The sequence below is a fragment of the Thioalkalivibrio sp. ALE10 genome, from assembly GCF_000381385.1.
Classification (GTDB): domain Bacteria; phylum Pseudomonadota; class Gammaproteobacteria; order Ectothiorhodospirales; family Ectothiorhodospiraceae; genus Thioalkalivibrio.
Genome location: NZ_KB906451.1, coordinates 346,168 through 364,801 on the forward strand (window position 1 = coordinate 346,168; position 18,634 = coordinate 364,801).

General features: G+C 68.5%; 18 protein-coding genes. 8 read left to right on the forward strand and 10 right to left on the reverse strand.

Going from position 1 to position 18,634, the window contains the following annotated elements:
- Nucleotides 1–12: 12 nt before the first annotated feature.
- From F788_RS0105955 to F788_RS0105980, 6 genes are read right to left on the reverse strand one after another with little or no spacing between them, the layout of a single operon-like run.
- A complete protein-coding gene (locus F788_RS0105955; protein WP_019589586.1) occupies nt 13–594 on the reverse strand; it encodes a CAP domain-containing protein in 582 nt (193 codons plus the stop codon).
- Between the two features lie 2 nt (nt 595–596).
- Entirely contained in the window at nt 597–1,562 is a 966-nt protein-coding gene (locus F788_RS0105960) for a deoxyhypusine synthase family protein (protein ID WP_019589587.1), read from the reverse strand.
- Nucleotides 1,563–1,566: 4 nt separating this feature from the next.
- A complete protein-coding gene (locus F788_RS0105965) occupies nt 1,567–2,544 on the reverse strand; it encodes a hypothetical protein (protein WP_019589588.1) in 978 nt (325 codons plus the stop codon).
- Nucleotides 2,531–3,733, reverse strand: a complete 1,203-nt coding sequence (locus tag F788_RS0105970) for a glutathionylspermidine synthase family protein (protein ID WP_019589589.1) — start codon at nt 3,731–3,733, stop codon at nt 2,531–2,533. Before F788_RS0105970 ends, F788_RS0105965 begins: the two co-directional genes overlap by 14 nt.
- Nucleotides 3,730–4,725 (reverse strand): hypothetical protein, encoded by a 996-nt coding sequence (locus F788_RS0105975; RefSeq protein WP_019589590.1) that lies wholly within the window; start codon nt 4,723–4,725, stop codon nt 3,730–3,732. The genes F788_RS0105970 and F788_RS0105975 overlap by 4 nt, the downstream gene beginning before the upstream one ends.
- Entirely contained in the window at nt 4,709–5,785 is a 1,077-nt protein-coding gene (locus F788_RS0105980; RefSeq protein ID WP_019022312.1) for an agmatine deiminase family protein, read from the reverse strand. Before F788_RS0105980 ends, F788_RS0105975 begins: the two co-directional genes overlap by 17 nt.
- A gap of 171 nt (nt 5,786–5,956) precedes the next feature.
- Between F788_RS0105980 and F788_RS0105985 the strand changes: the two genes are divergently transcribed.
- On the forward strand, nt 5,957–6,751 hold the full coding sequence (locus F788_RS0105985) for a transglutaminase family protein (protein ID WP_019589591.1): 795 nt from the start codon (nt 5,957–5,959) through the stop codon (nt 6,749–6,751).
- 39 nt (nt 6,752–6,790) lie between these two features.
- On the opposite strand, the gene F788_RS0105990 is transcribed toward F788_RS0105985, so the two are convergent.
- Complete coding sequence (locus F788_RS0105990) at nt 6,791–8,320, reverse strand: AAA family ATPase (RefSeq protein ID WP_019589592.1); 1,530 nt, start codon at nt 8,318–8,320, stop codon at nt 6,791–6,793.
- Between the two features lie 139 nt (nt 8,321–8,459).
- Here F788_RS0105990 and F788_RS0105995 point away from each other — a divergent pair, with 139 nt between their 5' ends.
- The 4 genes from F788_RS0105995 to F788_RS0106010 all read left to right on the forward strand — a co-directional run bounded on the left by F788_RS0105995 (nt 8,460) and on the right by F788_RS0106010 (nt 11,799).
- Nucleotides 8,460–8,981, forward strand: a complete 522-nt coding sequence (locus F788_RS0105995) for a PAS domain-containing protein (protein WP_019589593.1) — start codon at nt 8,460–8,462, stop codon at nt 8,979–8,981.
- A gap of 79 nt (nt 8,982–9,060) precedes the next feature.
- Entirely contained in the window at nt 9,061–9,429 is a 369-nt protein-coding gene (locus tag F788_RS0106000; protein WP_019022308.1) for a hypothetical protein, read from the forward strand.
- Between the two features lie 21 nt (nt 9,430–9,450).
- Nucleotides 9,451–10,755 carry a peroxiredoxin gene (locus tag F788_RS0106005; protein ID WP_019589594.1) on the forward strand — a complete coding sequence of 435 codons (1,305 nt, stop codon included), beginning with the start codon at nt 9,451–9,453 and terminating at the stop codon, nt 10,753–10,755.
- An 81-nt stretch (nt 10,756–10,836) separates the two neighbouring features.
- Nucleotides 10,837–11,799 (forward strand): SLAC1 anion channel family protein, encoded by a 963-nt coding sequence (locus tag F788_RS0106010; protein ID WP_019589595.1) that lies wholly within the window; start codon nt 10,837–10,839, stop codon nt 11,797–11,799.
- A gap of 11 nt (nt 11,800–11,810) precedes the next feature.
- On the opposite strand, the gene trxC is transcribed toward F788_RS0106010, so the two are convergent.
- On the reverse strand, nt 11,811–12,245 hold the full coding sequence (trxC, locus tag F788_RS0106015) for a thioredoxin TrxC (RefSeq protein WP_019589596.1): 435 nt from the start codon (nt 12,243–12,245) through the stop codon (nt 11,811–11,813).
- Between the two features lie 214 nt (nt 12,246–12,459).
- On the opposite strand from trxC, the gene proV reads away from it, so the two are divergent.
- The 3 genes from proV to F788_RS0106030 all read left to right on the forward strand — a co-directional run bounded on the left by proV (nt 12,460) and on the right by F788_RS0106030 (nt 15,700).
- A complete protein-coding gene (proV, locus tag F788_RS0106020; RefSeq protein ID WP_019022304.1) occupies nt 12,460–13,629 on the forward strand; it encodes a glycine betaine/L-proline ABC transporter ATP-binding protein ProV in 1,170 nt (389 codons plus the stop codon).
- Nucleotides 13,630–13,639: 10 nt separating this feature from the next.
- A complete protein-coding gene (locus tag F788_RS0106025) occupies nt 13,640–14,755 on the forward strand; it encodes a proline/glycine betaine ABC transporter permease (RefSeq protein WP_019569809.1) in 1,116 nt (371 codons plus the stop codon).
- 75 nt (nt 14,756–14,830) lie between these two features.
- Entirely contained in the window at nt 14,831–15,700 is an 870-nt protein-coding gene (locus tag F788_RS0106030; protein ID WP_018870509.1) for a glycine betaine ABC transporter substrate-binding protein, read from the forward strand.
- Nucleotides 15,701–16,138: 438 nt separating this feature from the next.
- On the opposite strand, the gene thiI is transcribed toward F788_RS0106030, so the two are convergent.
- Together thiI and F788_RS0106040 are read right to left on the reverse strand one after the other, a co-directional pair.
- Nucleotides 16,139–17,638 carry a tRNA uracil 4-sulfurtransferase ThiI gene (gene thiI / locus F788_RS0106035; RefSeq protein WP_019589597.1) on the reverse strand — a complete coding sequence of 500 codons (1,500 nt, stop codon included), beginning with the start codon at nt 17,636–17,638 and terminating at the stop codon, nt 16,139–16,141.
- The gene (locus tag F788_RS0106040; RefSeq protein ID WP_026332721.1) at nt 17,635–18,603 is read right to left on the reverse strand and encodes a DUF523 and DUF1722 domain-containing protein; all 969 of its coding nucleotides are present in this window, start codon (nt 18,601–18,603) and stop codon (nt 17,635–17,637) included. The genes thiI and F788_RS0106040 overlap by 4 nt, the downstream gene beginning before the upstream one ends.
- Nucleotides 18,604–18,634: the final 31 nt, after the last annotated feature.

An 18,634-nucleotide genomic window follows, 5' to 3' on the forward strand; every position in this document is an offset into this window, starting at 1 on the left:
CCGTCCCGTTCGCTATTCGGCGCCGGCCGCGTCGCCTTCGGGCTCTTCGCCGAACCACACCAGGGCATATTCCTCCGACAGCGCGGCGCCGATGGCCTCCCATTCGACCCCGGACCATACGCCCCGATTGACCATCACCTCGTGGTGCGCGTCGCTGTCGCGCCAGATCCGCAGCGCCTCCTCGCGGTCCATGCCGGAACTGCGCCAGGCCGCGATCTCGTAACCGGCGTGAGGGTAGTCCTCGCCGGTAATCTCGCGCGGCTTGCGGCGCATGCACTCCGCGGATGCCTTGTCCCCGGGGCGATAGCAGCAGGCCGTCCAGTCTCCCTCCTCGGACCAGCTGTGCAGGTTGCACTGCTCGCCTCCCGCAGCATCCGAGGATTCCAGATCCTCCAGATGGGTCTTCGCAACCTCGGCCAGCGCCGGCGACCAGGCCACCGGCTCCAGCCCCCGATCCTCACGGTGTTCGTTGACCGTCTCCACCAGACGTTCACCCGGTGACGGAGGCGTGGCACAGCCGCTGACGAGAAGCAGCAGCACAACGGGCAACAGGCCCGGCCATGCGGCCGGGCGCGGGATCGGCAGGCGTCGCAAGGTCAGTCCTCCAGCATGTAGGCCAGGATCAGCGGCGCGACGATGGTCGCGTCGGAGTGGATATCGAAGCGCGGGGTCCCGGGGCGCAGCTTGCCCCAGGTGATCTTCTCGTCCGGCGGTGCCCCGGAATAGCCGCCATAGGTGCTGTCAGCGTCCGTCACCTGACAGAAATAACCCCAGGTCGGGGTGTCTTCCAGTCCCAGCTCGCGGGTGATCAGTGGCACCACGCAGATCGCGAAGTCGCCGGGGATCCCGCCGCCGATCTGGAAATAACCAATCCCGGGGGCCGGGTCGCAGTTCTCCAGATACCAGCGCACCAGGCGGTTCATCTGAGCCGTGCCCGGCTCCACGCAGTCATGACGGGCCACGTCGCCGCGCATGACCGCGGCGGAAAACGCATTGCCCGTAGAGGAATCCTCCCAGCCGGGGGTCCAGATCGGGACCGCGTGTTCCGCAGCCGCCAGCAGCCAGCTGGCCTCGGGCTCGATGAAGCGTTCGCGCAGCCACGCATCGTGCAGTACGTCCTGCAGGAAATCGGCGGGCGAGGCCTGGCGCCCGGATCGCGCCGCCGCCTCCCAGCGCCGGATCAGCAGCGATTCTATCGGCTGCATCGCCGTCTCGGGGATCCCGGTGTCCGTCACCCGGCTGACCCCGCGGGCGTACAGTTCGGCCTCGCGCTGCGGCCCCAGGGTGCGCCAGTCCGGCAGGGTCTCGTAGGTGTCGGCGCCGATCAGGCGAAAGGCGTCCTCCTCGAGATTCGCGCCCGTGCAGGCGATCCCGTGGATCAGGCCGGCGCGGATCGCGCGCGCGAGGATGCGACCGAACCCGGCGGTGGACATCGCTCCCGACATCGACAGGAACATGCGCCCGCCGGCGTCGGCGTGGTCGCGCCAGGCGCGCGCGGCGGCGCGCAGCTCGCGGGCGTTGAAATGCCCGTAATGGCGTTCGATGAACTCCGCGACCTGCATCCGCTCAGCCCCCGGCCCCGGCGCCCGAGTAGACGCCGCCCGAGCTGCCCCGCTCGGAGATGGTCTGGCCGAAGCCCCCGCGATCGGAGCGGTTGTTCACCCGGCCGGCGATGGACCCGCCCGGCGCCGGGATGATCGGCATCGGGATCACCCAGGTCTCGGGGTCGCCCAGGGTCATGCGGGCGGTGTCGAAGCCGGCGGTGTAGAGCTCGTGCAGCCAGTTGGCCAGATCGTCCTCGGGCGTGGCATCGGCGTCCGCGGCCACGTGCACGACCCGCGCGATACCGGCGGAACGCAGACGTTCCGGCCCCGGGAGAATGGAGTCATCGATGAAATAGCGGTTGTCGTAATCGCCCGCCTCCGGCTCCGCGTGCGTCAGTCGTCGCGCATCGCAGACCCACACCGGCGGCGCGTCCGCGGGCACGCCGCGCGCCCAGCGCGCCGCCACCCGCGGCGCCATGGTCACCATCGCGTTCACGACTTCACGCGAGTCGACCATGATGCGGGGATCCCCCGCGTGCGGCGGCGCGGCCGTGGGTTCCGCGTCCAGCCGGCGTATCATGCCCGCGGGCTCGGAGTTGGCCCGCGGCCAGTGATCAAAGGTCGCGATCAGCTGACAGGTCCCTTCGGCAAACAGCGTCGCCGCCATCTGCACGCTCAGACCGCCCGGCAGGTCCACCACCGTCAGGGTATCCGGACGCAGCCAGTCCCAGGTGCCCGGGGGACGCTCGGCGGCAATCCGCTCGTGCAGCTGCTGCTCGTGTGGCTGCAGCTTGAGGCGATCGATCCCGGCGAACAGCGTCGGGCAGTGATACGGCCGCCACGGCCCCTCCGGATGCGGCCCGTACAGGCGGTACAGCCGTTCATGGTGCATGTAGTCACGCCAGTCTTCGGAGACCGTCTGCCCCTCCACCGGCGGTGCGGCATCGGGGTCTTCGGTGCCGGCCCCCAGCGGGGATCCGAGGCGCTCAAGCAGTTTCAACCATCGTTGGGACATAATTCGCATCGTGCCGGATGACGGGGTGGCGGCTGACCCGGGTGTGATACCCGGCGAACTCGCCGTCCACGAGAAAGACCCCCACCACCGGGTAGCCCATGCCATGGGAAAACCACAGCGGTGCGGGTTCGAAGAATTCCTGCAGGACGAAGCCCTGCGGGTCCTGCAGCGCGGTATCCAGGGCCTCTTCCCAGGCCTGCGCCGACAGCGCAGCGCCAATCCGGATGCCCTCGCCCATGCGTCCGTAGCTGCGTTTCAGCACCCATTCCTCGCGCTCGGCCAGCCAGGCGTCACGTCCCTCCGCCCGGGGATAGCACGAACGGGTGAAGTCACGCGCCAGCGTGGCCCGCGTGTCCTCGGACAGGGCCAGCACATGTTCGGCCGGGGCCGCATGAAAGCGCTTGCTCTCCGCCACCACGGCGGTCAGCGGGTTCATGCAGGGCACCTCCTGCGCAACCCGCAGCCACGCCTGCGGGTCGGGCAGCCCGGGAATCCATTCCGCGGGGTAATGCCGGAACAGCGCATCCACCGGCCGATCGAACAGGTGCGGACGGCCATCACGCCACTGCAGATTGGCCGGCGAGCCGATGACCGTCGCATGCCCGGCCGCCTCCAGCCACCGCGCCACCGCGGCAACCTGCTGCAGATCCACCGACCAGGCGGTTGCGTGGACCAGACCGATGCGCGGCCACGGCACCAGCGCGGCGGTGATCGCGGCGGCCAGATCCCCGGCCGGCTGCATCCCGCGCACGCCCGTGGCCGCGGCAACGGTGGCGTCCAGCTCCGCGGTCTCGGCCAGCCCGCCGGGCACGTCCTGGTTGAACTCGCTGATCCGCCAGCATTCGTCGGTGCTCCAGTGGAAGTCGCAGCGCGTCAGCCGCGGTCCGGGCGCGGGCGCCGTGGCCACGACCTCGCACAGTTCGGCCGGCACGCCCACCGCCTCGAGACAGGCCGGCTGCGCGCGCACCGCCTCCTCCATCTCGCACTGTGCCGCCCAGGCGGTCTGCGCGCGCCGCACCAGCGCCCGGTGCTCTTCGGCGCCCAGCACCAGAAAATCCGGCAGCACCGTGGGTTCGCCGGCCTGGTGCATGTCCCACTTGCCCAGCTGCAGCGACAGCCGATCCAGCAGGCGGCTCGCCTGCGGCGGCTCCAGCGGCCAGGGCTCGGTCCTCACCCGCGCAGTCCCAGCAGGGTCGAGACCAGCGGGGCCAGCACGACCCCGCCCAGCGCCAGCAGGATGTAGACCACGCCCTCGCGATCGCGCGACCGGACCGCCGGCACGCCCTCGTCTCCGGTTTGATCACCGGCCTGATTACCGGTATGGAACGGCGCGGGCGGGCGCATCACCTCGTGGCCCAGCACCGGCAGCGCGATCACGCTGAAGCCGATCAGCGCATCACCGAATCCGCGATAGTCGCCGTGCACCGCGTAGGTCAGAGTGATGGCGCAGGCGATCATGAAATAGGCGGCCGCCTTCGCATCCTCCATGTTGCGGTCACGCACCACGCGGCGGTAGAAGTCGGTCTTCTCCCGCCGGATCCACAGCCCCAGCGTGACGACCAGGATCAGCCAGCCCATGCCGAAGAACCACGGGGTGATCCACCAGCCATCCTCGTAGCCCGGCAGGACCTCGAAAATCCAGCCGTACTCCAGCCCGCCGGCCTCCAGATCGCCCCAGCTCGCGCCGCCGAAGATCATCCCGGTCGCCAGCACGAACGCACCGAGGAAGACCCCGGCGGCGAGATTGCCACGCTCGAACACGTCCACCTGCAGGCGCGGGCCGAACAGCTGCCCGGCCACCTGGCCGAAGACTTTGATCGCGGCGAACGCCATCAGGGCGTAGAGCACGAACCAGAACCCCTGGATGGTCGGGTCGGCGTGATGCACCAGCACCCACAGGCACCAGGCAAAACCGAGGATGATCCCGAGACGCACCGCGCCGATCGCCGCATTGCCCCGCCGATACAACGGGTGCAGGCGCGAGGCACGGTTCCAGAGCAGGCCAAAGAAGGAAATGACCAGCGCCATCCCGAACACCACACCGGTGTCCGGCCAGAAGATGTCGGCCTCATAAAAAAAGACCGCGGACAGGGCGCCGACCCACACCCCGATCATCAGGGGCCCGACCATCTTCTGCAACAGATAGACTTTATGATCCGTGTACATCTCGCGCCCCATCCGGAAACACGCCCAGCGGCTGGGCCAGACAATGAAAGGCACCGCCCAGATGCACCAGCGCGCGGGCATCCAGCCCCACCGGCCGGTGGCCCGGCAGGCAGTCGGCCAGCACTCCCAGCGCGACCGCATCCTCGGGCACGCCGAACTGCGGCACGATCACGCGCCCGGGGGCGATGTAGAAATTGGCGTAACTCGCCGGCAGGCATTCATCATCGGGACCCTGCACCACGGGGGCCGGCAGACTCACGACCTCGGGCGGGCCGGTCACCAGGTCCAGCGCGCTCAGACGCCGATGCATGTCCTCCAGCATCGCCGCGTCCGGATGCGCCCCGTCCGCCGAACGCATCGACACGATGCGATCCGGGGCCACGAAACGGGCCAGGTTGTCGATATGACCGTCGGTATCATCCCCGCTCAGGCCACGCGGCAGCCAGTGCACACGCCGCACGCCCAGGGTCGTGCGCAGGGCCCGTTCCATCTCCGGCATGTCGGGATTGTCACGCGCGGGCGCGCCCAGCACCGATTCGGTGGTCAGCAGATCTCCGGCCCCGCTGGATTCCAGGGCCCCGCCCTCCAGCGTCAGCGGCAGACGCTCGCGCCGCTGCCCCCAGCGACGCGCCAGCAGCAGCGGGACCAGCGCATCCAGTTCGCAGGGGTGCTTGTTGCCCCAGCCGTTGAAGCCACCGTCGACCAGCAACATCCGTGAACCCTCGCGGACCCACAGGGGACCGGCATCGCGCATCCAGATATCGTTGACCGGCAGCGGCTCCAGCCGCAGCGAGATCCCGTCCTCGCCCCCCAGCAGCGCAGCCGCATCTTCGCGTTCCTCGGGCGATACCAGCACGCAGACGGGTTCCACCTGGCGCAACTCGGCGACCAGCGCGCGAAAGGCCGCCAGCACGCCGGCGTACTGCCCGCGCCAGGCCTGCTCGGCCGACGGCCAGGCCAGCAGCGTTCCGGCCCGCGGTTCCCACTCCGCAGGGAACCGCCGCGCGGCGCACCCGCAACGCTCGGCGTCATCCGCTTCCGTGGGCAGCACTGCCCGCATCGCCTCTCCCCCTGTTCCCCCTGTCGACAGCCCGAAAGGGCATGCCGTCGACGCGGGATCATGCCACAGCGTCGTGTGTCCCTCTACCGGGCCCCTCCACCGGGAGGTCGCCACCCGGGTTACACTGCGGCGAACTGTCACCACAACCGCGGGCAAGGGGCCGGAATCATCATGTGGCTGAGGGTCACCACCGAACTCGAGATGAACCTGCAGGTGGCCAGCCCGATGCTGCTGCTTCTGCGGCCGCACAGCGACGCCCACCAATGGGTGGCCAGCGACCGCTACCGGGTCACCCCCGACATCCACGTCGCCGAATACACCGACCGTCACGGCAACCTGTGCCAGCGGCTGATGGCGCCCGCCGGCCCCTTCGCGGTGCACGTCAGCGCGGATGTCCGGATCCGCCCGGAGGACATCGACGTCACCGACGCCCCGTTCGTGCCGGTGGAACAACTGCCCGACGAGGTCCTGGTCTATCTCCTGCCCAGCCGCTTCTGCGAAGCGGACCGGCTGGGCGCCCGGGCATGGGAGATCGTGGACGGGCGACGGCCCGGCCACGAGCAGGTGACCGCGATCTCGCGCTGGATCCATGAGCACATCCGCTACTGCCCGGAAACCGACCCGGCACCGATCTCAGCCAGCGAGGTGCTGAACCGGGGCAGTGGCGTGTGCCGCGATCTGGCCCATCTCGGCATGGCGCTCTGCCGCAGCCTCAGCATCCCCGCGCGGCTGACCGTGGGCTACGTGCACGGGCTGGAACCGATGGATCTGCACGCCTGGTTCGAGGCCTGGGTCGGCGGACGCTGGCACACCTTCGACCCGACCCAGGCGCAGCCAGGCAACGGCCGGGTGCGCCTGGCCTACGGCCGCGATGCCGCCGATGTCCCGCTTTATCATCTGTTCGGGCCGCCGGCGATCCCCACCCGCATGGAGGTATCGGTGGAGCCCCTGACACCGACCGACTGACCCGGGCGCCAGTGGCCGGAGCCAGCCTCGGGAACCGGCTCAGGAACCGCCGGGTTTCTTCTTGCTCTCGGACTTCGAGGCATTCACCGCGCGCTTGAAGCTCCAGTTCCGCAGCTCGCGGATCTGCTCGACCATGGTCTTCGACAGCGGCACCGTGTTGATGGCCGCGCGGATGATGTCCTTCTGGTTGAAGGCGCGGTCTTCGCGATAGGCCTCGATGCGCGCCGAACGCACCACCTGCTCGATCTCGGCACCGCTCCACTCCTTGGTAGTGGCGGTCAGATACCCCAGGTCGAACTGGCCCGGATCGCCGCCATGACGGCGGATGTGCAGCTCCAGGATCTCGCGGCGCTCGTCGGCATTGGGCAGGTCGAGGAAGAACAGCTGGTCGAAGCGCCCCTTGCGCATCAGCTCCGCCGGCATCAGCTCGATGCGGTTGGCGGTGGCCGCCACGAACACCTTGGGCGACTTCTCCTGCAGCCAGGTCAGGAAGCTGGAAAAGATGTTCACGTTGCCGCCGCTGCCGGTGGAATCGAAGCCGAAGGCGTTCTCCAGCTCGTCAATCCACAGCACCACCGGCGCGATCTCGTCGGCGATGCGGGTCGCCCGGGCGAACGCGTATTCCGGCGTGCCGAAACTGCCCGACAGCACCAGGCTCATGTCCAGCCGCGCCAGCGGCAGGTCCCAGGCCGCCGCGATGGCCTTCGCCGCCATACTCTTGCCGCAGCCCGACACCCCCATGAACAGCACCCCGGCGGGCAGCGGCACGCCGTCCTCGTAGGCCTTCTCCGAGAACAGGTCGGCGCGCGTGGTGACCCATTCCTTGAGCACATCCAGACCGCCGATGTCCTCCAGCGAGCGCTGCGGCGGGTAGAACTGCAGTACGCTCTCCTTGCGCAGGATCTGGCCCTTCTCCTCCTGCACCTCGCGCAGCAGGGTATCCTCGTCGACGTCCTGCATGCGCAGCAGGCGCGAGGCGAGGTGGCCGGCCTCGTTGAGCGACAGCCCGCGCATGCCCGCCGCCAGACGGAACAGCAGCTCGCGCGAATGGGCCTCGGCGCCGCGACGCCCCTCGAGGAACTCCAGCAGTTCCTCTTCGGTGGGCAGATCCACGTCGACCAGGAAGATCTCCTTCTTGATGATGTCCGGCAGATGCAGCTGCGGGCAGCTGACAAACACCACATTGCTGGTGCCTTTCAGCTCGTAGTAAAGATCACGCAGCCCGCGCACCAGCCCGGGGCGCTGGTCGAACCACACCGGCAGATCCTTGAACAGACTCATGCGCGGCGGATCACGATGCCCCGCGATCCGCGCCAGCGCGTCCTCCGGATCGTGGACGGCCGGCTCGGCCTCCACCGCCGCGCCGGAAACCGCCTCCTCCGGGGCGGCAAAGCCGCGCGCGGCGGACCATACCTGCAGACGCCCCTCCTCGCCGTAGTACTTGCGGGCCACCTGCTGCAGCAGCCGCTCGATGCGGTCCTCGTCCCAGCCCTGCAGGTAGATAATGGGATAGCGCGAACGCAGCCCGCGCAGGATCCGTTCCACCGTCGGATTCCGCTTCCCCGCCATGAGCGCTCCTGGTTGTGGAAAACAGGCCCCAGTATAGACCGGCTCCCCGAGCGCCCCGATACCCGCCCGCGCCGGCTTCCGGTTTGACCGGCACCTGATGGTTGTGATTCTTTTCACTCAACAGAACGAGGGGGCCAGCATGGTCGACCGCAGCCTGACCGGGCACGAAATCATTCTCGAACCGCACGACACCATCCAGTCCCGCACCGATACCCGCGGCGTCATCGACCTGGCCAACCACACCATGGTGCGTATCTCGCAGTACAGCCGCGAGGAACTGATCGGCGCCCCCCACAGCATCCTGCGCCACCCGCACATGCCGCGCGCCGCCTTCTACGCGATGTGGCAGATCATCCAGGGCGGCGACGAGTTCTTCGGCTTCGTCAACAACCGCGCGAAGAATGGCGACAATTACTGGGTGTTCACGCGCGTCGCGCCGCGACTGGCGGCCAGCGGCGAGATCACCGGCTACAGCTCGGTACGCATCCGCCCCAAACGCGAGGCCGTCGAGGAATGGTCGAAGATCTATGCCGACATCCTCGCCGTGGAACAGAAATATCCCAGGGAAGAACAGGTCCAGGCCGGCTATCAGGCGATCCAGAAAGCCATGCGCAAGCGCGGTTTCCGGCACCTGACCGACTGGGTCATGAAATCCGTATAGCGCGGGGGTATGTTGCAGCACGGACGCCGCCGGCGTAACGTTTGAGTCCGTGAGAACAACGTTTTCGAGGCCTCGATCCATGCACGCCATCCAGGAAGATCCCCGGCAACAGGAACGCGAGCTGCGCGCCCGGCGCCGTTCGCTCAACCTGCTGGTGGCAGCCACCGCCGCGGTGCTGGCGTTCTGGGCCCCGCCGGGCTACGACTCCCCTGTGGCCACGGTGACCCAGGCGGAGTGGTCTCAACTGGACTGGCCGGGCAGCGAAGCGCCGGGTTCGGCCGAGGTCACGGAATTCCGCCCGCAGCTCCCGCCGCCGGGCGTGGATGCCGATCAGGTCACCATGGAAGAGAGCGACGACACCATGGTGCTGACCCTGGATCGCGAGCTGGAGCGCACCTCCGGCGACCTGCGCTCGCGTGACCGCGTCGAGCGCACACCCGCCGACTGATCTTCCTCTCCGCAAGCCCGGATGAGGCCCCGAGGCGTTCGCCTGCCCGTCCTTCGGCTGCTGCCGGCGCTGTGCCTGCTGTTGCTGACGGCCGGCATGACCGGGTCGGGAACGGCCCTTGCCGATTCCCCGGCCGCCACCACCGTCACCGCCGGGGGTGAGCCCGTCCCGGTGCAGCGCTACCCTGCCGAACACGGTCCCGTCCTGCTGTGGTTTCCCTCCGAGCATGGCCTGCAGGACGAGCACCGCCAACAGGCCCTGGCCCTGCAGGCACGCGGCGTCGAAGTCTGGCTGGCGGATCCGTTCACCGGGCATTTCCTGCCGGAGGCCGCCTCGTCGTTCGACGACATGCCGCTGGCCACCGTCCCGGATCTGCTGGACGCCGCACGCGAGGAGACCGAACGCCCGGTGTTCGTCTTCGCCAGCGACCGCGCCTGGCCCTGGCTGCTCACCGGGCTGCACCAGTGGCAGCAGGCGAACCCCGGCTCGGAAGATCTCGCCGGCGTGCTGATGCTCAGCCCGTTCCTGCATACCGGGGCGGACGCCGCCGAGCCCGAGCTCCAGCCGATCGTCCACTACAGCAACCTGCCGGTCTTTATCCTGCAGCCCGTACAGTCTCCGCAGTTCCAGCACCTGGGCCGCGTGCGCGCGGCGCTGGCCGATGCCGGCAGTTCGGTGGGCGTGAGGCTGCTCCCCGAGCTGCGCGACCGCTATTTCTTCCGGCCGGACGCCACCGCCGGCGAACGCCTCGCACGCGAGGCACTGCCGGGCGAACTGCTGCGCGGCATGGACCTGCTGGCCCGCACGCCCTCGGCACGCGCGCCGCGCGTGCCCGCGGCGGATGTCGATCTCGCGGTGCGCACCCCGTCGGGCACCGACGCCCGCCTGAATCCGGTGGAAGAGCAACCGGACGCGCCGGAACTGATCCGTCCCGATCTGGCCGGTGAGGAACACGACCTGCGCTACTACCGCGGCGAGGTCATTCTCATCAACTTCTGGGCCAGCTGGTGCCCGCCCTGCGTGCACGAGATGCCATCGATGCAGCGCCTGGAAGACGAACTGCGCGACGAGGGCTTTCGCATCCTCGCGGTGAACCTGGGCGAACCGGAAGACACCATCCGCGCGTTCATCGAGGACGAGGTGCAGACCGACTTCACCATCCTGCTCGATCCGCAGCAGGAATCGCTGGAAGACTGGCGCGCCCTGGCCTTCCCCACCAGCTACGTCATCGACCGCGAGGGGCGCGTGCGCTATGCCCTGTACGGGGCCATCGAATGGATGGAACCCGGGGTCGTCGAACAGATCCGCGGCCTGCTGGAGGAGTAGCCGGCAAACGCCGGGCGCGAACGTGCACATTGATCGGCGTTTCCCTAGGATACGGGCACCACAACGGAAGCGAGGACGATCATGACGGAAAACACCGAGGGACGACTCCCCAACCTGCCCGTACCCCTGTTCGCCACCGTGATGGGCATGGCCGGCCTGACACTGGCCTGGCGTACCGGCGAAATCGTCTGGGACGGCCCGTCCACGATCAGTGCGGCACTGACCGGACTGACCACGGTGCTGTTCATCTTCCTCGCGATCGCCTACCTGTCGAAGCTCAAGGGCTGGCCGGACAAGGTGAAGGAAGAGTTCAACCATCCGGTGAAGCTCAACTTCTTCGCCGCCACCTCGATCTCGGTAATCCTGCTGTCCATGCTGTGGCTGCCGGTCGCCGAAGGCTGGGCGCTGGCCCTGTGGATCGTCGGCGTGATCGCCCATCTTTTGCTGACACTGACTGCGATGGCGCGCTGGACCGGAGCCCAGCCGATGCCGATCGAGTCGATCAACCCGGCCTGGTTCATTCCGGTGGTGGGGAACATCCTGATCCCGCTGCCCGGCGTGGCCTTCGGCCTGATCGAGCTGTCGTGGTTCTTCTTCAGCATCGGCCTGGTGTTCTGGATCGTGCTGATGACGCTGGTGTTCTATCGCTTCATCTTCCACGATCCGCTGCCCGAGCGCATGATGCCGACCCTGGCCATCCTGCTGGCACCCCCGGCGGTGGGCTTTCTCGCGTGGATCGAACTGACCGGCGAGGTGGACGCCTTCGCGCGCATCCTCTACTACACCGGCGCGTTCCTGTTCCTGCTCCTGCTGGTGCGGCTGCCGGCGTTCTTCCGCCTGCCCTTCTTCCTCTCCTGGTGGGCCTATTCGTTCCCGGTCGCGGCGTTCAGCATTGCCACCATGGAATTCGGCAGGCATGCGGCCCTGCCGCTGATGGAAACCCTGGGCGTGATCCTGCTGGCCCTGACCACCATCCTGATCGTCGGCCTGGCGCTGCGCACCCTGAAGGCGGCCCGCGCCGGAGAGATCTGCCGCCCCGAGTAGGCCGGGACGCGTCAGAGTTCGTCGCGGACCCAGCGGATGATGTCGGGGGCGCGCATCGCCCCCGGCTGCCGGGCCACCTCCCGGCCCTGTTCGAACAGGGCGAGGGTCGGGATACTCCGGATCCCGAACCGTTTGCCGAGGGTTTCCTGGGCGTCCGTGTTGATCCGCACCAGCCGCACCCGCGGCTCCAGCTCGGCGGCCGCGAGCTCGAATTCGGGGCCCATCATCTTGCACGGCCCGCACCACGGCGCCCAGAAATCGATCACTACCGGGATGTCGCTGCGCTCCAGGTGACGGTCGACATTGTGTCCGTTGAGCTCCGCAGGGCGCGCGCTGAACAGCGCCCCGTGGCATCGGCCACAGCCCGGCGCCTCGGCTATGCGGCCGGACGGAATCCGGTTCACCGAATCACAATGCGGGCAGACGACATGCAGCAATTCATTCATACTTGCTTCGAGATACCGAGCGTTCTTCTCTGTATAGCAGTCCGGCGCCGAAAAGACCGGGACGGGCACCACAGATCCATGCACTTCCCTGCAAATACGGGGAACACGTTGCAGGAAAGCGACAACTTCTGTATCAGTATATGCGGAACCGCCGGAAGCACCCGGTCCGCGAGCCGCACCACAACGCCCCACCCGAACCCCGAACGGTACGCGCATGAGTGACAAGCTCGTCGTAGAAGATCTCTACAAGATTTTCGGGCCTCGCCCGCACCGCGCCCTGGAGCTGATGGAGCAGGGTCTGGACAAGGATGCGATCTTCGCCCGCACCGGCAATACCGTGGGCGTGCGCGAGGCCAGTTTCAGCATCCGCGAGGGCGAGGTCTTCGTGATCATGGGTCTGTCCGGTTCGGGCAAGTCGACCATGGTCCGGATGTTCAACCGCCTGATCGAGCCCACCGCCGGACACCTGTACGTAAACGGCGAGGACATCACCCGCATGAGCCGCAGGCAGTTGATCGACCTGCGCCGGCGCGACATGTCGATGGTGTTCCAGTCGTTCGCCCTGCTCCCGCACAAGACCGTCATCGAGAACGCCTCGCTGGGCCTGGACGTCTCCGGTTTCGATCGTGCCCGCCAGCACGAACGGGCCCTGCAGGCCCTGGAGGCCGTGGGGCTCGGCGCGCACGCCAACAGCTACCCCGACGAACTCTCCGGCGGCATGCAGCAGCGTGTCGGCCTGGCCCGCGCCCTGGCCACCGACCCCACCATCCTGCTGATGGACGAGGCTTTCTCCGCGCTGGACCCGCTGATCCGCACCGAGATGCAGGACGAGCTCATGCGTCTCCAGCAGGAAAAGAGCCGCACGGTGGTGTTCATCTCGCACGACCTCGACGAGGCCATGCGCATCGGCGACCGCATCGCGATCATGCAGGGCGGGCAGGTGGTCCAGATCGGCACGCCGCAGGAGATCGTGTCGAACCCGGCCAACGACTACGTCCGCTCGTTCTTCTACGGCGTGGACGTGAGCCAGGTGTACTCCGCCGGCGATATCGCCCGCCACGATGCCATGCCACTGCTGCAGACCGGGCAGGCGGACGCCGCCGGGGCCCGGCAACAGCTGGGTGCCGATGGCTGCGCGGTCCTTCTGGACGAATCGGATGGTTTCCGCGGCCTGGTGTCCGCCCGCAGCCTGGCGGACGCCGCCGATCTCGACGCCGCACGCATCGACGGCATCGACACGGTGGAGGCCTCTACCGCCATGTCCGATGTCCTCGGCCGCGCCGCCGCCAGTGACTGGCCGCTGGTCGTGGTGGAAGACGGCCGTTTCATCGGGACCCTCTCGCAGCGCGACCTCCTGCAAACCCTCGACCGGACCCATCAGTAGGCCCACCCCCATGACGCAAGACGAACCGGACATCCAGGACCACGAAACCGTCGGACCGCTCGAATCACTGGCCGAGTGGTTCAGCGAGACCGTACTGGAACCGATCACCATCGGTGACTGGATCGAGGACGGGGTCGACTGGATCAGCGACAACCTCGAGGGGCTGCTGGACGGGATCGAGGCGGTCATCCGCGCCCTGGTGGACGCGACCGAGTTCCTCCTGCTTTACCCGCTGTGGCTGACCGCCTTCCTGATTGCCGGAGGCGTATGGATGCGCTTCGGACACAAGATCGGAGCCATCACCACCGGCGCGCTGCTCGTGGCCTTTGGCCTCGGGGTGTTCTCGGAAACCGTTCAGGCGCTGCTGTGGTTCCCGCCACCCTGGGTACTCGCCGTATTGATTGTTCTTGGCGGGATCTGGCGGGTCGGCTGGCGTTTCGGCCTGTTCGCGGCGGTGGCGCTGCTGCTGATCTTCTCGATGGAGCTGTGGCCGGAGACCATCCGCACCCTGTCGCTGGTGGTCGCCTCGTCCATCGCCGCCCTGATCATCGGCCTGCCGATCGGCATCGCGATGTCGCGCAACGACACCGTGGAGATGCTGGTACGCCCGGTGCTGGATCTGATGCAGACCATGCCACCGTTCGTGTATCTGATCCCGGCGGCGATCTTCTTCGGTCTGGGGACCGTGCCCGGCGCGATCGCCACGCTGATCTTCGCCATGCCGCCGGCGGTGCGTCTGACCAACCTCGGCATCCGCCAGGTCAGCCGCGAGCACGTGGAGGCGGGACAGGCTTTCGGCTGCACCCCGCGTCAGCTATTGTTCAAGATCCAGCTGCCGCTGGCGATGCCGTCGATCATGGCCGGCATCAACCAGACCATCATGCTGGCGCTGTCCATGGTGGTGATCGCGTCGATGATCGGCGCCGGCGGCCTCGGCGGCACCGTGCTCACCGGCATCCAGCGTCTGCAGGTCGGCGTCGGCTTCGAGGGCGGTCTGGCCGTGGTATTCCTCGCGATTCTGCTCGACCGTATCAGTCAGAGTTTTGGCCAGCGCCGGCGCGAGGGCAATGCCTACGGCAATCTGCTGCGCTGGTTCTTCAGCGGCCGGCAGAAGGCCGATGCCTGATCATCCGTTCATCCACGCGGCCGCCCCGAATCCCGGCGGCCGGATGCTCAAGAAGCAACAAGGAGAACCGTAACCATGATGAAGAAGAAACTGCTGACGACCGCCACGGCCGCCGCCCTGTCCCTGGGCATGGCGACCTCCGCCGCACAGGCGGACGACGTGCGCATCGGCTGGACCGCCTGGGCCGATGCCGAGTTCATCACCCAGGTCGCCGACCGCGTGATCCAGGAACGCCTGGACACCGGCGTGGAGCTGGTGCAGACCGACATCGCCCCGCAGTACGCCGGTCTGGCCGGGGGCGACCTCGACCTGATGCTGATGTCCTGGCAGCCGATAACCCACGAGGACTACATCGACCAGTTCGGCGATGACATCGTCGACCTGGGCGTGCTGTACGACAATGCCAAGCTGGGCTGGCTGGTGCCCGCCTCGCTGCATGCCGAAGGCCTGACCTCCATCGAAGACCTGCGCGATGACGAATGGCGCGATCGCCTGAACGGCGAGATCCAGGGCATCGACCCGGGCGCCGGTCTGACCCGTCTGTCGCACGACACCATCGAGGAATACGAGCTGGATTACACCCTGATCGAGGCCTCCGACGCCGCCATGACCGCCGCGCTCGACCGCGCCATCCGTCGTGACGACGCCATCGTGGTCACCGGCTGGAGCCCGCACTGGAAGCTCGGTGCCTACGAGCTTGAATACCTCGAGGATCCGAAGGGTGCCCTGGGCGGTGCCGAATCCATCCACGCCATGTCGCGCACCGGCTTTGCCGACGACCATCCCGAGGTCGCCGCCTTTGCCGGCTGCATGAACATCGACATCGACCTGCTCAACGAGTACATGTACCTGGCCGACGAGGAGTCCACCGGCCACGCGGTGGACAAGTTCTTCAATGACGAGGCCGGGCTGGTCGACGAATGGGTGGCCTGCGCCCGTAACTGATCCCGTCCAGGGAACGCACCGGCAGCCTCGCGCTGCCCCCGGGCCCGGCCTTCTGGTCGGGCCTTTTTTGTATCCGGCGCCCTGCCCGATCGGGCCTTTAATCGGCCAGGGGGCAGGTCTCCTACGGTTGCACCCGGCCACGTAGGAGGCCGGCCCTCCGGCCGATGGGGCCGGGCCTGATGCCTGGATCGGCCAGAGGCTGGCCTCCTACGGTTGGACCCGGCCGCGTAGGAGGCCGGCCCTCCGGCCGATTTCACGTCCGGGTAACCCCCTGCGCCGGATCGGCCAGGGGGCTGGCCTCCTACAATTGCACCCGGCCACGTAGGAGGCCGGCCCTCCGGCCGATCTCACGTCCGGGCTACCCCTGCGCCGAATCGGCCAGAGGCTGGCCTCCTACGGTCAAACCCTGCCGGTAGGAGGCCGGCCCTCCGGCCGATCCTACGTCCGGGTAACCCCCTGCGCCGGATCGGCCAGGGGGCTGGCCTCCTGCCTTTTCAGGCGGTTCAGCCCGCCGCGGAAGGCCCGCGCGCGGAACCCGGCCCGCTGCATGCGTTCGGCGATCACCGCCGAATTGCTGCCGCGCTGGCAGTAGAGCACGTATTCGCGGTCGGCGGGCCAGTCGGCGAAGGCCTGCAGCAGGGTGTCGGCCGGGTGGTTCTCCGCCCCCGGCCAGTGCCATTGCCGGTAGGCCTCCGGTGGCTGGCAGTCGATCACCGTGGCCCCCTCGGGGATGCGGTCCACGAAGATCCCTTCGCCCTCGCCCGCGACTCCAGCCGGTCCGTCATCCGCCGCCAGCGGATCGCGCTCGCACACCGCGTCGATCGTTCGCTGCAGAATGGCCGGATCCAGCGCTTCTTCCGCCCGTTCGATGCGCGAGGTCCGGCTCTCGACCAGCGGCGGCTGCTCCGTCAGCGCGCAGAACTCCGGCACGCGCTCGCTCAGCTCGAAGGTGCCGATCGCCCGCGCACGGTCGGTGATCTCCTGCTTGTCGAAACCGATCAACGGCCGCAGCACCGGCAGCGTGGCCACCGCGTCGATGGTCTGCAGATTGGACAGGGTCTGCGAGGACACCTGACTCAGGGCCTCGCCGGTGACCAGGGCCTCGGCCCCGCTGCGCGCCGCCACCGCCTCGGCCGCGCGATACATCAGCCGCTTGAGCACGATCTGCCACATATCGCCGGGGACGCTGGCGCGCAGATCCTCCACCACCGCGTCGAAGTCAACCACGTACAGCCGCGGACGGGTGCCATGCGCCCAGTCGCCCGCCAGACGCCGCGCGATCGCCGCTACCATCGCCTCGTGCGTGGGCCCGCCGAGGTTGCAGAAGACGAAATCCGCCGTGGTGCCACGACGCATCATGTACCAGGCGGCCACCGCCGAATCGAAGCCGCCGGACAGCAGCACCAGGGTGCGCCCCTGCACTCCCAGCGGCAGCCCGCCGGCCCCGCGCCGCCGCTCGCTGAACAGCCAGGCCCGGTCTTCCTGCAGATCGATGCGCACGGTGACGTCGGGCGCATCCAGGTTCACCTGCCCGAGACCGTTGAGCACCGCACCGGCCTCGCGCTCGATGCGGGTGGCCGACACGCGCTTGGTGCCCTGGCGCTTGCAGCGCACCGCATAGGTCCGGCCGCGCACCACCTCGGTGAAATGCCGCCGCACGCCGTCGACAATGGCCTCCAGCTCCGGCTCGACCTCGGCCACCACCGGCGAAAAGGTGCTCAGGCCGAACACCCGCGGCAGGATCTCCAGCGCCCGCACGCGCTCCGCCGTGCGCAGCAGCAGGCGCCCCTGTGCGGTGGCCAGACGGTGCGGCACGTCCTCCAGTGCCCGGCGCAGGTTGCGCTGCAGGATGCGGGTGAAATGGCGCCGCGTGCCGGGCGCCTTCAGGTGAATCTCCGGCGCCTGGCGGAGAATGATCAGATCGGATTCGGCAGTCATTCGTTCGCGGGGTCTTCACCCGTCAGCAGTTCATCCGGCGCCGGCCGCAGATAGCTCTGCCGGCGCACCCAGTCCAGTTGCAGCGCATCCGCGTGCTCCCGCAGCCGGCGTACCACCGACATGCGGTCCCGGCGGCCCGCACCGAAGTCCTCGATGGCAGTCTGCAGGGCCGCGCGTTCGTCCGCGGGCAGGTGCTCGCGGAAATGCCCCAGCAGATGCTGCAGCACGTTCACGTGGGCGCCGCGCGTGGTCCCGCGCGCCAGCGCCCGGGCAAACATCGCTGCATATTCCGCCGCCACCTCCGCGCGCGGACGCGTCCCGGCGGCCGCCACCAGGCGACCCAGGCGGTCGTAGTCCGGCCGGCCATGGGCCAGCAGCAGCATCTTCTCGCGCGCATGGAAGGCCGACAGGTTACCGGCGGTCCACTCGCCGGCCAGGCGCTCGCGCAGCCGCGCCAGCGCGAACAGCCGGATCACGAAGGCCTCGCGCGCCGTTGCATCGTGCAGCGCGGTCTCGTCCACCAGCAGCCGCGACGGGGCAGCCGTTTCCAGCGCGGCTGCGAACAGCCCCGGACGCGGCTCGCGCTGGCCGTTGACCGGCACCGCGCGCCCGCAACTGGGCGAGCGCGCCTTCAGAACGTAGCCATCCGGACCCGCGGGCCCTTCCAGTTCCGGCAACCGCCCATCGACCCAGGCACGCAGGGCCGGCGCATGATCCTGCCCGCTTTCGCGTCCGCGCAGTCGCTGCGTATCCCCGGGCCCGCGCTCCAGCTGCATCGGCTCGCGTGGAGTGCCCAGACCGGCCTCGGCCTCCGGACACAGGGCCACGAGCTCCACATGCGGGAGCAGCACCTGCGTCAGCCAGTCGTCGCGGCGGTGACCGCCATCGTAGCGCACCCGCTCGCCCAGCAAGCAGCGCGAGACCCCCAGACGGGGTCGTGGCGGGACAGTGTCGGGATCGTTCATCGTTGCGCGCCGTGGCCTTCCACCGGCCCCG

Bases quoted from the DNA above. Each gene is read 5' to 3' on its own strand.
- F788_RS0105960 (WP_019589587.1), bottom strand. From the start codon at position 1,562: ATGCAGGTCGCGGAGTTCATCGAACGCCATTACGGGCATTTCAACGCC.
- F788_RS0105975 (WP_019589590.1), bottom strand. From the start codon at position 4,725: ATGTACACGGATCATAAAGTCTATCTGTTGCAGAAGATGGTCGGGCCC.
- F788_RS0105980 (WP_019022312.1), bottom strand. From the start codon at position 5,785: ATGCGGGCAGTGCTGCCCACGGAAGCGGATGACGCCGAGCGTTGCGGG.
- F788_RS0105985 (WP_019589591.1), top strand. From the start codon at position 5,957: ATGTGGCTGAGGGTCACCACCGAACTCGAGATGAACCTGCAGGTGGCC.
- F788_RS0105990 (WP_019589592.1), bottom strand. From the start codon at position 8,320: ATGGCGGGGAAGCGGAATCCGACGGTGGAACGGATCCTGCGCGGGCTG.
- F788_RS0105995 (WP_019589593.1), top strand. From the start codon at position 8,460: ATGGTCGACCGCAGCCTGACCGGGCACGAAATCATTCTCGAACCGCAC.
- F788_RS0106000 (WP_019022308.1), top strand. From the start codon at position 9,061: ATGCACGCCATCCAGGAAGATCCCCGGCAACAGGAACGCGAGCTGCGC.
- F788_RS0106005 (WP_019589594.1), top strand. From the start codon at position 9,451: ATGAGGCCCCGAGGCGTTCGCCTGCCCGTCCTTCGGCTGCTGCCGGCG.
- F788_RS0106010 (WP_019589595.1), top strand. From the start codon at position 10,837: ATGACGGAAAACACCGAGGGACGACTCCCCAACCTGCCCGTACCCCTG.
- trxC (WP_019589596.1), bottom strand. From the start codon at position 12,245: ATGAATGAATTGCTGCATGTCGTCTGCCCGCATTGTGATTCGGTGAAC.
- proV (WP_019022304.1), top strand. From the start codon at position 12,460: ATGAGTGACAAGCTCGTCGTAGAAGATCTCTACAAGATTTTCGGGCCT.
- F788_RS0106025 (WP_019569809.1), top strand. From the start codon at position 13,640: ATGACGCAAGACGAACCGGACATCCAGGACCACGAAACCGTCGGACCG.
- F788_RS0106030 (WP_018870509.1), top strand. From the start codon at position 14,831: ATGATGAAGAAGAAACTGCTGACGACCGCCACGGCCGCCGCCCTGTCC.
- thiI (WP_019589597.1), bottom strand. From the start codon at position 17,638: ATGACTGCCGAATCCGATCTGATCATTCTCCGCCAGGCGCCGGAGATT.
- F788_RS0106040 (WP_026332721.1), bottom strand. From the start codon at position 18,603: ATGAACGATCCCGACACTGTCCCGCCACGACCCCGTCTGGGGGTCTCG.